We start from the raw sequence: 13,503 nt of genomic DNA, 5'->3' as shown, positions 1-13,503 counted from the left end.
GGAGACGTCAGCCACCCTGGATCACCACCTTGTGGCGGGCGGACCGGGTGGCGAGCGCGCCGGCGCCGAGCACCACGGCCGCCCACATGGCCTGGAAGGCGAGCGCGCCGAGAATGTCGCGCTTGCCCAGGTAGACGTCCGCGGGGACCTGCACCATGGCCGCCCAGGGCAGCGCCTGCGCCAGCGTGCCGAGCCAGCCGGGGAACAGGATCAGGGGCAGGACCATGCCGCTGAAGAAGGTCGTCATGACCAGCGACAGCGACTGCAGGCCCCGGTCGTCGACGACCCAGCAGCTCGACAGCGCCACCAGGTAGCGCAGGCCGAAGCTGACCGTGACGCCGAGGACCATCGAGACGAGGAACGCCGCCCAGGTGACCGGGCTCGCGGGAACGTGGATGCCGAACACGAGGGCGCCGACCACCGCGGGCGGGATGCTCCTGACGAAGAACAGGAACGCGGCCCTGCCGAGATCGTCGGCCAGGGCCCACAGCTGGAGCGAGGCCGGGCGCACCAGGTCGAGGGCGATGTCGCCGGTGCGCACCCGCTGGGCCAGCTGCAGACCGCCTCCGAACACCTCCATGGGCCCGATGAACCCCTGGGTGAGGAAGCAGAAGGTGACCGCGTCGGTGACGTCGTATCCGGCGAGGCCGGGCCGGGCCTCCCACAGCGCGATCAGGACGTACGCGCGGAGGATGCCGAAGATCGTGTTGGTGAACGCCCCGGCGAGGGCGGCGGCCCGGTAGGTGGCGTGACGGCGGAAGCCGTACCTGAAGATCGTCAGATAGAGCGCGAAGGTCGGGCACCTCCAGGGTGGGCGGTGACTGGCATTGTAACCAGGGGTGCCCGCCGGTCACCTCCCGTTTTTACCGGGTGCCCTCGCGCCGGAGACGCCGCCGCCGTTCACGCCGGCCTGGGGACTACCGCTCCTCGGCCACTCCCAGGTACATCAGCTGGGACATCTTGGGGTGGAACGCGATGGAGGTGACCCTGTCGTAGGAATTGTGGGTCGTGGTGACCCGCCTGCGGCCCGCGTCGTACCGGTGGATGTCGGTGCCGTACGCCTGGAACGAGGTCCCGAACACGAAGTAGAGGACGCCGGGGTCGTCCGGGTGGGGGACCAGCACGGGCCCGTTGACCAGCGTGACCTCGTCGCTCTGGTCCACGACGGGGGTGAAGCGCCGGCCGCCGTCGACCGAGCGGTAGATGTGCCGGCCGCCGGACGGCGCGCCCGCGTCCAGCTCCTCGCTGTTCAGGCCCATCGCGTACACGACGTTCGGCGCGGCCGGGGAGATCGCGACGCTGAACGCGCTGATCTTGCCGCCCTTCCCGCTCAGCCCGGTGGACGCGATCCACGTGCGCCCGCCGTCGAAGGTGACGTGGGCGCCGGTCCCCATGCCGCCCGCCACCACGTGGTCCAGGTCGGACGGATCGAACGCCGCGGTGTAGAAGGCGGCCAGTGGCCCGGCGGGCGCCCCGACGGGCTTCCAGCTTCGCCCGCCGTCGCGCGAGTCGTACAGCCGCCCGTCGCCGTCGGACACCCGCACATGGTCGCCGTCGCGCCGGTCGGTGCCGAGCCCGCTCACCTCGGCGGCCGGCGACGTGAGCGAGGTGACGCCGGCCGGTGTGGCGAGCGAGAGGTTGCCCTCGCGGTCCCAGGCGTAGGCCTTGTCGCCGCGGGCCGCGGCCAGCTCGATGTACCAGCCTTCCACCTTGCTCACCTGCGTCCAGGTGCAGCCGGCGTCGGCCGAGCTCAGCAGTACGTTGTTCGACATGGCGAGCAGCGCGTCGCGTCGTTCCAGGGCCACGAGCCCTGTGGTGTAGACGACCGGGCGCAGCGCCTGGCTGGTCGGCGCGATGGTCTTGCCCTCGTTCCGCGTGAACGTCACCGACCCGTCGCCGGTGACCGTCCCGCACCTCGGCGGGCCCCAGGCGCCGGCGCCGCCTATCTCGCCGTCGGCGACGGCGGGCGCGGCGGCTGACAGGACCGCGAGCGCGGTCGCGAGCCCGATGGTGAACGCCTTCTTCAAGGCTGCCTCCTTGGCAGGCTGTGCTGATGAGCGTCGTATATGCCCCTTATGTCCTATCGGAGAGTTGATCGCCGAGAACAGGATCAGGCCTGTCGGGTTCGTGCCATTGCACGTATCCGACAGGGCGGAGGGCCTCGCGCCGTCCGCCCGGGCTGGTGAGACGACGTCAGGATCGTTTCTGGTACGTTGCGCCCGCACGCCCGCAGCTTGACCGGGGAGAGGGGTGTACGGGAGAGCGTGATCGCCGAGGAGAAACTCAGCCTCAGGGAGCGCGCCCTGCGCACCCTCGACGCCGATGAGCGCGGGCAATCGGCGAGATTTCTCGGCGAGATCCGCCGCAACGTCAGCCGATCAAGGCGGGCCCTTATGCACCCCTACCAGGTCAAATGTTCTGGCTACCCCTCGACAAAGTATGTAACAACCATGTAAACCGGGGTATACGGGCAGGTAGATAGAACAAGATTCGGCAAGGCTGCTCATGGAGGGGCGCATGCAGCAGGACATCGATGTGGACATTCACCCGGTGTACCCGATCAGCTGGCGGGCGAGCGCGCTCAACGGCCTGCTGCGCGGCACCACGAAGCCCATCTCGGCCCTGCTGCTCAGACACGAGATCGGCATGGGGCTCGTCTCCCGGCTGATGGCCCTCGGAGAGCGGCTCCCGCTTCCCGCTCCCGCACACGTGTCCATCGTCAAGGAGGACGCCGACCCCTACGGCTCCGAGTGGGTGCGCGCGGGAGACGACCTGGACGAGAGCAAGGTGGTGCTCTATTTTCACGGCGGAGCGTACTTCTTCTGTTCCCCCGCGACGCACCGGCCGATCACCTGGCGCCTGTCGGCCGCCGCGAGGCGCCCTGTGCTCGCGCTCGACTACCGCCAGGGCCCGGTCCACTCGCTGAGCGAGTCGCTGGCCGACGCCCTCGACGCCTACCAGGGCCTGCTCGACCAGGGGTACCAGCCCTCCGACATCCTGCTCGCCGGCGACTCGGCGGGCGGGCACCTGACGCTGGCGACGCTGCTGGCCCTGCGTGACCGCGGCCTGCCGCTGCCCTCGGCCGCGATCTGCCTGTCGCCGTGGGCCGACCTGTCCGACAGCCGCCGCACGGTCAACCGGTGGGTCGACCCGATGCTGCCGGCGAGCCGGGTCGACTGGCTCGCGCGCCGGTGGACCGCCGGGCTCGACTGCCGCGACCCGCTGGTCTCGCCGGTGTTCGGCGACTACACGGGCCTGCCGCCGCTCATGGTCGTCACCGGGTCCACCGAGGTGCTGCGCGACGAGGGCCGCCGCGTCGCCCTGCGGGCACGCGGCGCGGGGGTGAAGGTGACCTACGAGGAGTGGCACCGCATGCCGCACGTGTTCGCCATCCTGGCGGACGTCATGCCCGAGGCCCGTCTGGTCTTCCGCCACATCCAGCGCTTCCTGGACGCCGTCGCCGGCTCCTCCGCGGCGTCCCCGTCACAGGAGTCCTCGCCGGTCCCGGCGGCGGACTCGCCCGGGCGGCAGACGTCCCTGGCCGGCCCGGGATCGGACTCGGCCGCCGCCTGAAGTGCCGGCGCGCGGATCCGAGTCGGTCGCCGCCTGAGGGTACGGGCGCGGTCCGGCACGCCGGTCACAAGCGCACATCCAGTCACATAAGACCCTGCGGTTCCTTACCTTGAGGGATGATTCGCCTTACCTCTCATGCCGCTTCGAACTAGTTACCGCCGAATGACCTTCGGGAGCGACACAGTTGCCTGTGCTGCACTTCTCGAAGAGAGGTCACCTCCGGATGGCACGTGGCGGAGCAGGCGTCCCCAGCGGGATGCCTCCAGGCGTTCGGCCGTTGACGGTGGGCGACCCGGTGATCATCGGGCGCTACCTTCTGCTCGGCCGTCTCGGTGCCGGCGGGATGGGCGTGGTCTATCTCGCCGAGCGCACTGAGGGCGGTCTGGTCGCGCTCAAGACGCCACACGCCGTCCATCTCAGCGACCCGACGCTCCGCGCGCGGTTCACCGAGGAGGTCGCCTTCTCCCGGCGCGTGGTGCCGTTCTGCACCGCCCCCGTCCTCGAGGACGGCACCGACCGCGACCGGCCCTACCTCGTCACCGAGCACATCCCCGGCCCGTCCCTCTCCCAGGTCGTCGCCTCGCGGGGCCCGCTCACCCCCGACCTCGCGTACGGCGTGGCGCTCGGGTCGGCGGCGGCGCTGGTCGCGATCCACGAGGCGGGCTTCGTCCACCGCGACCTGAAGCCCGGCAACGTGCTGCTGTCCCCCAAGGGCCCCCGCATCATCGACTTCGGCATCGCCAGGGACCTCGACGCCGCCGTCGCGCACACCCAGGCCGGCCAGATCATGGGCAGCCCCGGCTGGGTGGCGCCCGAGCGCCTCACCGGCGGGCCCGCCATCCCCGCCTCCGACGTCTTCGCCTGGGGATGCCTGGTCGCCTACGCCGCGACCGGTCACCACCCGTTCGGCACCGGAGAGGCCGACGTGCTGACCCGCCGCATCCTGGTCGAGCAGCCGCGCCTCGCCTCGGTGCCCAAGCTCCTGTGGGACCCCGTCTCGGCCGCGCTGGCCAAGGAGCCGGGCGAGCGCCCCGACGCCGCCGCGCTGCTGGGCTGGCTGCTGGACGCCGGGGGAGTGGACCGCTCCTGGGACCAGCGGGAGGCCGTCTCGGCCGTGCTGGAGGAGATCTGGGTCCCCGTCCCGTACCCCGCGGGCGCGGGGCACCTGAAGCTCGCCGGGCCCACCGGAGACAGCGCGGCCCCGGACGGCTCGGCCACGACGGGCGCGCGGTCGGCACGCCGCTCGGCCGCGCGGCGCGGCCACGCCTCCCACGCGGGGTTCGCGGCCCTGGCCACGGTGTCGATCGCCGCGGTGACCGTGGTCGCGGCGGGCACCGGGGGCACCGACGTCGACCCGGCGGTGAACGGCCCCGGCCGCATCCCGGTGGTGGTGCCGATCGAGGGCTCCCGCGTTCCGGTCGAGGTGCTCGAGACCTCGGGGCGCGGGGCCGTGGCCAGCGTGCCCCCCAGCACCGGCCCGGGGCGGCTGCCGGGGTTCACTCCCACGCCCACCCTGGCGATGTCGCGGCAGGGCGAGCCCAGCGGCGGCACGCCCGTGCCCGACGCCCCGTGGCAGACCCGCATGCCCTCGCCCACGCCCGTGCGCACCACCCAGCAGCCGCCGCCGCCCCCCGGCGACCCCGAGACGTGCACGAACAAGCGGGGCAAGGAGAAGCCCTGCAAGCCGACCAAGAGCCCGACGCAGGAGCCCTCGCCGACCAAGAGCCCCCCGAAGCCGACGGTCAGCATCAGCCAGGTCCCCGAGTGGGGCGACGGCGAGTCGCCCGACCCGACGCCACCCCCGCCGACCCCGACGCTCAGCGACACCCCGTCCGCCTGACCGCCGTGGGCTACTTGATGGCGGTGAGGTCGATCACCGTCATCTCGCCCTTGATGGTGTAGCTGAGCAGCGACTGGGCGCCGGACATGAGGCGCGGGGAGCTCAGGGAGCCGCCCTCTCCCCGGCGGATGCCGAGGTCGCCGCCGCGCCCGGTGACGATGTCGTAGAGCACCACGCCCTCCAGCCCGGTGCGGCCGGATGCCGGCGCCACTATGAACCGGTCGAGGGCCGGAGGCGCCTTGGCCGAGCCGGGGATCTCGCGCTCCGCGGAGCCGTCGCGGCGGTGGGCGACGTAGTGACCGGAGCCGTTCTGATCGGGCCGGCCGCCGATGCACCAGGTGATCCCGCAGATCCCCGGCCTGTCTCCGGGTTTCACGATCGCCTCACGGCGCTCGCCCGTCTCGACGTTGAGCAGATGTCCGAAAATGGGCTGCGTCTCCTGGGACTCCGGCGTGTCGAAGGCGCTGGGCGAGGCGGCCCACGGCCATTGGATCAGATGCATGCCTCGTGTGCCGGGGATCGGCGCCGCCTCGCCGCCGGAGAGCGGTGCCTGGTGGACGCCGCCTCCCTTGGTCAGTGACCACGCGATCTTCCCTCCGGCGATCGCCAGGTGGTCGAGGCCGCCGAGTTCGCCGGGGAAGGAGGTGATCTTCTGTGGTGTGCCGCCCGTGACGGGCACTCCCCAGATGTCCACGACCGTTCCCTGGCCCTGCTTGCGCTGGGTCCACCATGCCAGCGTGCCGTGGCCGGTGGTGAAGTCGGAGGCGAAGATCACCGCCCTGGGCGGGGTGGTGATCCTTGCCAGCTCGGTGGCCTTGCCGGTGTCCAGATCGTAGGCCGAGAGCATGTCGGCCTTCTCGAAACCGGATTCGGTGTTGATCAGGAGTGTGTGGTCGTCCAAGTAGAGCACCGGCCTGAACCTGCGGCCGTTCGGCAACGTGGCGGGGATCTCGCGTACCGCCTCCGGCCACACCTGCCCGACCAATGGCGGCAACCGCGGCTCTGTGCTCGCCGGGGCGGATCCGGTCGGCGCCGGGGAGATGGTTTCCACCTCCACGGCCGGAACGCCGCGTTCAGACGAGGGAGTCAGGTGGCGGAGGGTGAGCGTGGATCCCACGGCCACGACGGCGACGGAGGCCGCGACCAAGATGAGATCACGCCGCTTGCGGGTGTGCCGCGCGCCGACCCGCCTGACCAGGTCGGGCGGCGCGGTGGGGGCGTGGCCGGCGGCGCGGGCCAACGTACGGGTCAGGGCGTCTTCGAGGTCGGTCATCGTGCGCTCCCGTTGGCGGGCAGGGCGGTGGTGGCGGTGGAGCGGAGCTTGCCGAGGGCGCGGGAGGCCTGGCTGCGCACGGTCCCCCGGGAGATGCCGAGGAGCTCGGCGATCTCGGCGTCGCTGAGCTCCTCGTAGTAGCGGAGCACCAGCACGGCGCGCTGGCGACGGGGGAGCCTGGACAGCTGCTCCCACAGTTCGGCTTCGTCGTCGGCCTTCGTGAACGGATCGTCGCCGCTCGCCTGCTCCGGCGGATCCCACGTGAGGTGCTCGCGCCGCCGCCTGCGCCAGGCGTTGATGTGCAGCCGCGTCATCGTGGTGCGCACGTAGCTCTCCGGATCCTGCTTCCGCCGCACGCGCGGCCACGATCCGCGCAGCCGTACCAGGCCCTCCTGCACGAGGTCGGCGGCGTCGTGCGGATTGCCCGTCAGCACGTAGGCGTAGCGGAGCAACGCGTCGGCACGCTCGCCGGCGAAGTCCTCGAAGCGTGGTTCGTCGTCCACGAATTCTGTGTCCTCTCTCGTCCGTCCCGGCTAAGACGAGGAAGGGCGGGGAACTGTTGCATTCCCCTTCGAACCCGCCGGGCGGGCGTTGCTCCTATGCTGGCGCGGGAAAGGAGGGCCGATGAGTCCGGAGATCAGCCATGACCGCACCGCCGGAGCCGCACTGGAGGTGGCCGGCGTGACCGTGAAGGTCGTCGGCCGCACGCTGCTGGCCGGCATCGACTGGCGGGTGGAGTACGGCGAGCACTGGGTCGTCCTCGGGCCGAACGGGGCGGGGAAGACCACGCTGCTGTCGGTCGCGGCGGCCGTACGGCACCCGAGTTCGGGCACGGCCACGGTGCTGGGCCATCGGCTGGGCCGGGTCGACCTTCGCGAGCTGCGCCGCCACATCGGCCTGGTCGCCGCGAGCCAGCGGCTCGTAGACGAGGAGCTGATGGAGGAGGAGGGCCTCACCACCCAGACGGTCGTGCTGACCGGTTACACAGGGAGCAGCGCCCCGCTGTGGGACCGCTACGGGCCGAGGGAACGCGACCGGGCCGACGCGCTGCTGGCCGACCTCGGCTGCAAGGACCTCGCCGACCGTCCGTTCAGGGTGTGCTCCCAGGGAGAGCGCGGCCGGGTCCGCATCGCGCGGGCGCTCATGGCCGACCCGGCGATCCTGCTGCTCGACGAGCCGTTCGCGGGTCTCGACCTCCCCGGCAGGGAGGACCTGATCACCGCGATCGAGGACCTGGCCGTGAGCCGTCCGGCGCTGACGACGGTGCTGGTCACCCACCACCTGGAGGAGGTGCCCTCGACCACCACCCACGCGCTGCTCGTCCGCGACGCGCGCGTCCTCGCGGCCGGCCCGGTGGACGAGGTGCTCACCGGGGAGAACCTCTCAGAGTGTTTCGGCCGCCGTCTCGCCCTCGCCCGCGCGGACGGCCGCTGGTACGTCCGCGCGGCGCGGACGGCGGGCTGAGACGCACCTTTCGGCCTGGAGCTACGCACCCCGAGCTCATTCCGGCGGGTCGATGGCGGGGATGTCGAGTACGAAACGGGCGCCGCCGCCGGTGGGGGAGTCCTCGACATGGATGGTGCCGCCGTGTGCTTGGGCGATCTCGCGAGTGATCGCCAGGCCGAGGCCGGCGCCCTGCGGGTCGACGCGGAGAGACTTCTCCGACCGGGCGAAGCGCTTGAAGATGCGCTCCCGCTCACCGGGCGGGACGCCGTCGCCGTCGTCCTCGACGGCCATCTCGGCCATGTCGCCGTCGCGCCGGACCGTGACCACGATCCAGGTCCTGACGTGCCGCTGCCCGTTGTCCAGCAGGTGAGGATCCGGGAGATCTGGGTGGCCACTCCGTCGACGAAGACGCCGGGTTCGAGCCGGACCTGGACCGGGACGCGGTCGTCCCGCCGGGCGACGTCGTCCTTCACCAGTGCCGCCATGTCGAAGGGGCGATGTCTCGACGGTCCGTCCTGTTGCAGGCGGGACAGCGTCAGGAGGTCGTCGATGATCGCTTCGAGGCGGTCGATGTCGCGCAACTCGCGGTGGAGCAGCTCTTCCAGGTCGATCTGCGGGTCACCGTGAAGCTGAACCTCCTCGATCCGCGCGCGGAGGCCGGCGAGCGGGCTTCGCAACTCGTGTGAGACGTCGGACGCGAAACGGCAGGCCTTCCGGCCCCGGTCGAGGGCGCGGTTGATGCGGCGGACAAGCCGGTCGATGTTCGCAGGGCCCGAGCCAGGCTCGATACAGCCCTCCACGTCGCCGTTGTTGATCTCGTCGAGGCGGTCGCAGATCTTCCCCACCTGGAGCAGCGTGGCCTCGGCGACCCTGCGTGCTCGCGGCCGTACGCCTGACTTCACGTGCAGGCTGTACATGTTGAAAGCCGTTACCCACCAGGCAAGGGCGGCAATCGCGGCGGCTGAAGGCTCTGCCCATCCTTTGCGATGCGCCGAGTTCGTGGGCTCGGCTGGACGGGGCCGCTGCCTTGTCGTGGCGGATGCGCGACCATGGAGGCATGCTGATCTCCATGCCGCACGGGTGGCCGGCCGGGGCCGAGGAGGCCGTGGCGATCCAGGACGCGCTGCGGGCGCGGCTCGACCTCGCCGGTCCCGGGCCACGCCATCCGGCCACGGTGGCGGGCGTGGACGTCGCGTACGCGGGCGACCGGCTCGCGGCGGCGGTGGTCGTGCTCGACGGTGCGAGCCACGAGGTGATCGAGCAGGTGGCCGTGCCGGGGCGGGTCGCCTTCGACTACGTGCCGGGGCTGCTGGCGTTCCGCGAGCTGCCCACGCTGATCGAGGCGCTGGAACGGCTGGCCACGACCCCCGACCTCATCGTCTGCGACGGGTTCGGCGTGGCGCACCCTCGCAGGTTCGGCCTGGCCTGCCATCTCGGCGTGCTCACCGGGCTGCCGGCGATCGGGGTGGGGAAGACCGCCTTCGTCGGCACGTACGACGAGCCGGGGGCCGAGCGTGGATGCTGGGCCGATCTGCGCCTGGACGGCGAGGTGGTCGGCCGGGTGGTGCGCACCCAGGACGGGCTGCGGCCGGTCTTCGTCTCCCCGGGGCACCGGGTGGACCTCGACACGGCCTGCGCGGTCACCCTCGACCTCGCGCCGCGCTACCGCCTCCCCGAGACCACCCGCGCCGCCGACCACCTCTCCCGCATGGCCCTGCGCTCGGCCACCGGCCCCATCGGATCGTCCGTCATGGTGCGACCAGTGCGTTCGGGCCGAGGAGAACCTTGATGTCCCCCGCGAATGCTCCTCCGTTGACGTTCACCCTGTAGTCGGGCAGCTCAACGACGCTGATCCTCCGGTTGAGGCGCTCCATACGGAGATGGACGGGGGTTTCCCCGGAATGCACCATCAGGATTCGTTTGAGCTCGCTGACGAGATCTTTGGTCACGCGTTCCTCGCGAAGAGCGATGACCACGGGTTCGCGGCCGTCCGCCTGAATACCGGAGATGTCGAGGAACGCGATGTCGGTGGCGTTGAACGAGACAGTGGCATCCTCACCGTCGCCACGTGAACGAATACGACCCGTGACGGAGACGACCAGGTCGGGCGCGAGGTTGCTCCCGTACAACTGGTAGGTCTGCGGGAAGCAGGGCACCTCGATGGACGCGTCGTGGTCCTCGATCTTGAGGATGGCCCAGACGTCACCCTTCTTGGTGACCTTCTTGTCGACGCCGGAGATGATGCCGGCGATGCGGACGTTGCCGAACCCCGCCTGGCCCTCCAGGACCTGGGCGATGGTCAGGTCGCGGTTGCGCTCCAGCACGCGCTCGGCGCCGTTCAGCGGATGATCGGAGACATAGAGGCCGAGCATCTCGCGCTCGAAGGACAGTTTGGTCTTCTTGTCCCACTCGCCGTCGGGGACCACGACGCGGAAGACGCTGCTTGAGCCGTCGTCGTCGTCGAACGCGCCGAACAGCGAGTCCTGGCCCAGGGCCTCCTTGCGCTTGACGTCGATGACCGAGTCGACGGCCTGGTCGTGGATCTGGACCAGGCCACGGCGGGTGTGGCCGAGACCGTCGAACGCGCCGGCCTTGATCAGCGACTCGATGGTCCTCTTGTTGCACACGACCTGCGGGACCTTGGTCAGGAAGTCGTTGAAGTCGCCGAAGGCGCTCTTCTTCGTGCGGGAGGTGATGATGCCGTTGATGGCGTTCTCCCCGACGTTCTGCACCGCGCCGAGCCCGAACCGGACGTCCTCGCCGACGGCGCTGAACCGCAGCCCGGACTCGTTGACGTCGGGCGGCAGGACCTTCACCTTCATGCGCCGGCACTCCGCGAGGTAGAGCGCCATGCGGTCCTTGTTCGTGCCGACCGAGGTGAGCAGGGCGGCCATGTACTCGGCCGGGTAGTTGGCCTTGAGGTAGGCGGTCCAGTAGGACACGAGCCCGTAGCCGGCGGTGTGGGACTTGTTGAACCCGTAGGAGCTGAACGGCTCCAGGACGTCCCAGACGGCCTTGGCGGCCTCCTCGGTGTACCCCTTGCCGACCATGCCGGAGGAGAAGGTGGCCCACTGCTTGTCCATCTCCTCCTTCTTCTTCTTGCCCATCGCGCGGCGGAGGATGTCGGCGCCGCCCAGGGTGTACCCGGCCAGTTGCTGGGCGATGGCCATGACCTGCTCCTGGTAGACCACCAGGTGGTAGGTCGTGCCGAGGATCGGCTCCAGGGCCTCCTTGAGCGCGGGGTGGATAGGCGTGATGTCCTGCTGCCCGGCCTTGCGAAGCGCGTAGTTGACGTGGGCGTTGGCCCCCATCGGACCGGGGCGGCCCAGCGCCAGGACCGACGAGATGTCTTCGAACCGGGCCGGGGCGATCAGCTTGGTGAGGTCGCGCATCATCGAGCTGTCGAGCTGGAACACGCCGAGCGTGTCGCCGCGCGCCAGCAGCTCGTAGGTCTTCTTGTCGTCCAGGGCCAGCGTGAGCATGTCGAGGTCGACACCGCGGTTGTCCTTGACGTTCTGGACGGCGTCACCGATGACGGTGAGGTTGCGCAGGCCGAGGAAGTCCATCTTCAGTGCGCCCATGTTCTCGCTGCTGGGCCCGTCGAAGCCGGTGATGCGCGCGCCGTCGTCCGGCCGCATGAAGATCGGCATGACGTCGAGCAGGGGCTGGGAGGACAGGATGACGCCCGCGGCGTGGACGCCGGTGCCGCGGGTCAGTCCCTCCAGGCCGAGCGCGGTGTCGATGACCTGCTTGACGTCCTGGTCCTCTTCGTACAGCTTGCGCAGCTCGGTCGCCTCGGCGTACCGGGGGTGCTTCTCGTCGAAGATGCCGGTGAGCGGGATCTCCTTGCCCATGACGGCCGGCGGGAACGCCTTGGTGATCTTCTCCCCGACCGGAAAGGGGTAGCCGAGGACGCGGGCCGCGTCCTTGACGGCCGCCTTCGACTTGATCGTCATGTAGGTGATGATCAGCGAGACGTTGTCCTCGCCGTAGCGCTCGGTGACATACCGGATCATGTCGCCGCGCCTGCGCTCGTCGAAGTCCAGGTCGACGTCGGGCATGGAGATGCGTTCGGGGTTCAGGAACCGCTCGAACAGCAGGGAGTGCTCGATGGGGTCGAGCTCGGTGATGCCGGTGACGTAGGCCACCATGGAGCCGGTGGCGGATCCTCGGCCCGGGCCGATCCAGATGCCGTTGTCGCGGGCGTACTGGCAGATGTCGGCTACGACGAGGAAGTAGCCGGGGAACCCCATGTTCTCGATGACGCCGAGCTCGTACTCGATGCGCTCCTGGACATCGGCCGGCACGGGGTCGCCATAACGGCGGACCGCGCCACGGTAGGCCTCCTTGCGCAGCCAGCTCATCTCGGTCTCCCCTTCGGGGACCGGGAACTTGGCGGCGAGGTCACGGTGGGCGAACACCTCGTCGTAGGGCTCGACGCGCTCGGCGATCAGCAGGGTGTTCTTGCAGCCCTGGGCCCAGATCTCGGAGCTCGGGTCGAGCGCCCACATCTCCTCTGCGGAGCGCACGTAGTAGCCGTTGCCGGAGAACCGGAACCTGGTCGGGTCGCTGATCTGGGAGTTGGTGCCGACGCAGAGCAGCGCGTCGTGCGCGGTGGACTGGTCTTCGGTGACGTAGTGGGAGTCGTTGGTGACCAGCGGCGGGATGCCGAGGGTCTCGCCGATCCGCAGCAGCTCCTTGCGGACCCCGGTCTCGATCGGGATCCCACCGTGATCCATGATCTCCAGGAAGTAGTTGTCGCGCCCGAAGATCTCCTGGTACTTGGCGGCGTGCTCCAGCGCCTTGTCGTACTGCCCGAGCCGAAGGCGGGTCTGGACGGCGCCCGACGGGCAGCCGGTGGTGGCGATGATCCCTTCGTGGTACTGCTCGAAGAGCTCGTCGTCCATGCGCGGGTACTTCTTCATGTGGCCCTCGAGCGAGGCCAGGGAAGAGATGCGGAACAGGTTGCGCAGACCCTGGGCGTTGACGGCCCACATCGTCTTGTGCAGGTAGGTGCCGGTGGCCGAGACGTCTCCGCCCAGGCCGGTGCGCTCGTCGGACTTGCGCTGGTGAGGCTCTCCCCAGAAGACCGGCTTCTTGTAATGGCGGGATTCGGGGCTGACGTAGCCCTCGATCCCGATGATCGGCTTCACCCCGGCGGCCTTCATCTTCGCCTGGAACTCGTAGGCGCCGAACATGTTGCCGTGATCACTCATCGCGATCGCCGGCATGCCGAGCTCGGCCGCTCGCGCGGCCAGCTTATTGATCTTGGCCGCCCCGTCGAGCATCGAGTACTCAGTGTGAACATGCAGGTGAACGAATGAATCAGCCACGGGTGATCTTGAGCCTTTCGCGGTGGAGCCAGATCCGT

Annotated in this window: 10 protein-coding genes and 1 pseudogene; 4 read left to right on the top strand and 7 right to left on the bottom strand. The window is 70.2% G+C overall.

Annotated elements, in window-relative coordinates; genetic code table 11:
• Positions 1–7: 7 nt before the first annotated feature.
• Together ACOZ38_RS26020 and ACOZ38_RS26015 are read right to left on the bottom strand one after the other, a co-directional pair.
• Positions 8–667 (bottom strand): ABC transporter permease, encoded by a 660-nt coding sequence (locus ACOZ38_RS26020; RefSeq protein ID WP_424537087.1) that lies wholly within the window; start codon positions 665–667, stop codon positions 8–10.
• 250 nt (positions 668–917) lie between these two features.
• A complete protein-coding gene (locus ACOZ38_RS26015) occupies positions 918–2,027 on the bottom strand; it encodes a hypothetical protein (RefSeq protein WP_424533787.1) in 1,110 nt (369 codons plus the stop codon).
• 490 nt (positions 2,028–2,517) lie between these two features.
• Here ACOZ38_RS26015 and ACOZ38_RS26010 point away from each other — a divergent pair, with 490 nt between their 5' ends.
• A complete protein-coding gene (locus ACOZ38_RS26010) occupies positions 2,518–3,573 on the top strand; it encodes an alpha/beta hydrolase (protein WP_424533786.1) in 1,056 nt (351 codons plus the stop codon).
• A gap of 256 nt (positions 3,574–3,829) precedes the next feature.
• Complete coding sequence (locus ACOZ38_RS26005) at positions 3,830–5,413, top strand: serine/threonine protein kinase (protein WP_424533785.1); 1,584 nt, start codon at positions 3,830–3,832, stop codon at positions 5,411–5,413.
• Positions 5,414–5,423: 10 nt separating this feature from the next.
• Here the strand turns inward: ACOZ38_RS26005 and ACOZ38_RS26000 are convergent, their stop codons facing one another.
• Both ACOZ38_RS26000 and ACOZ38_RS25995 read right to left on the bottom strand, forming a co-directional pair.
• Entirely contained in the window at positions 5,424–6,686 is a 1,263-nt protein-coding gene (locus tag ACOZ38_RS26000) for a hypothetical protein (protein ID WP_424533784.1), read from the bottom strand.
• Complete coding sequence (locus ACOZ38_RS25995) at positions 6,683–7,189, bottom strand: SigE family RNA polymerase sigma factor (protein ID WP_424533783.1); 507 nt, start codon at positions 7,187–7,189, stop codon at positions 6,683–6,685. The genes ACOZ38_RS26000 and ACOZ38_RS25995 overlap by 4 nt, the downstream gene beginning before the upstream one ends.
• Positions 7,190–7,310: 121 nt before the next feature.
• Between ACOZ38_RS25995 and ACOZ38_RS25990 the strand changes: the two genes are divergently transcribed.
• Complete coding sequence (locus ACOZ38_RS25990) at positions 7,311–8,150, top strand: ABC transporter ATP-binding protein (RefSeq protein WP_405150683.1); 840 nt, start codon at positions 7,311–7,313, stop codon at positions 8,148–8,150.
• A 36-nt stretch (positions 8,151–8,186) separates the two neighbouring features.
• Here ACOZ38_RS25990 and ACOZ38_RS25985 read toward each other — a convergent pair whose 3' ends face one another.
• Together ACOZ38_RS25985 and ACOZ38_RS25980 are read right to left on the bottom strand one after the other, a co-directional pair.
• On the bottom strand, positions 8,187–8,495 hold the full coding sequence (locus tag ACOZ38_RS25985; protein ID WP_424537086.1) for a sensor histidine kinase: 309 nt from the start codon (positions 8,493–8,495) through the stop codon (positions 8,187–8,189).
• Positions 8,496–8,707: 212 nt separating this feature from the next.
• Positions 8,708–9,049, bottom strand: a pseudogene (locus tag ACOZ38_RS25980) (hypothetical protein); the annotation flags it as partial.
• Between the two features lie 140 nt (positions 9,050–9,189).
• Between ACOZ38_RS25980 and ACOZ38_RS25975 the strand changes: the two are divergent.
• On the top strand, positions 9,190–9,921 hold the full coding sequence (locus tag ACOZ38_RS25975; protein ID WP_424533782.1) for an endonuclease V: 732 nt from the start codon (positions 9,190–9,192) through the stop codon (positions 9,919–9,921).
• Here ACOZ38_RS25975 and dnaE read toward each other — a convergent pair.
• The gene (dnaE, locus tag ACOZ38_RS25970) at positions 9,881–13,465 is read right to left on the bottom strand and encodes a DNA polymerase III subunit alpha (RefSeq protein ID WP_424533781.1); all 3,585 of its coding nucleotides are present in this window, start codon (positions 13,463–13,465) and stop codon (positions 9,881–9,883) included. The genes ACOZ38_RS25975 and dnaE overlap by 41 nt on opposite strands.
• Positions 13,466–13,503 lie beyond the last annotated feature (38 nt).

This window comes from Sphaerisporangium viridialbum (assembly GCF_049674955.1).
In the GTDB taxonomy this organism is placed as follows: domain Bacteria; phylum Actinomycetota; class Actinomycetes; order Streptosporangiales; family Streptosporangiaceae; genus Sphaerisporangium; species Sphaerisporangium viridialbum.
The sequence above is the reverse complement of the archived record's forward strand: the minus strand, read 5'-3'. Positions and strand labels throughout refer to the sequence as shown.

Coding starts and splice junctions, on each gene's coding strand:
- ACOZ38_RS26010 (WP_424533786.1), top strand. CDS start 2,518: ATGCAGCAGGACATCGATGTGGACATTCACCCGGTGTACCCGATCAGC.
- ACOZ38_RS26005 (WP_424533785.1), top strand. CDS start 3,830: ATGCCTCCAGGCGTTCGGCCGTTGACGGTGGGCGACCCGGTGATCATC.
- ACOZ38_RS25990 (WP_405150683.1), top strand. CDS start 7,311: ATGAGTCCGGAGATCAGCCATGACCGCACCGCCGGAGCCGCACTGGAG.
- ACOZ38_RS25975 (WP_424533782.1), top strand. CDS start 9,190: ATGCTGATCTCCATGCCGCACGGGTGGCCGGCCGGGGCCGAGGAGGCC.
- ACOZ38_RS26000 (WP_424533784.1), bottom strand. CDS start 6,686: ATGACCGACCTCGAAGACGCCCTGACCCGTACGTTGGCCCGCGCCGCC.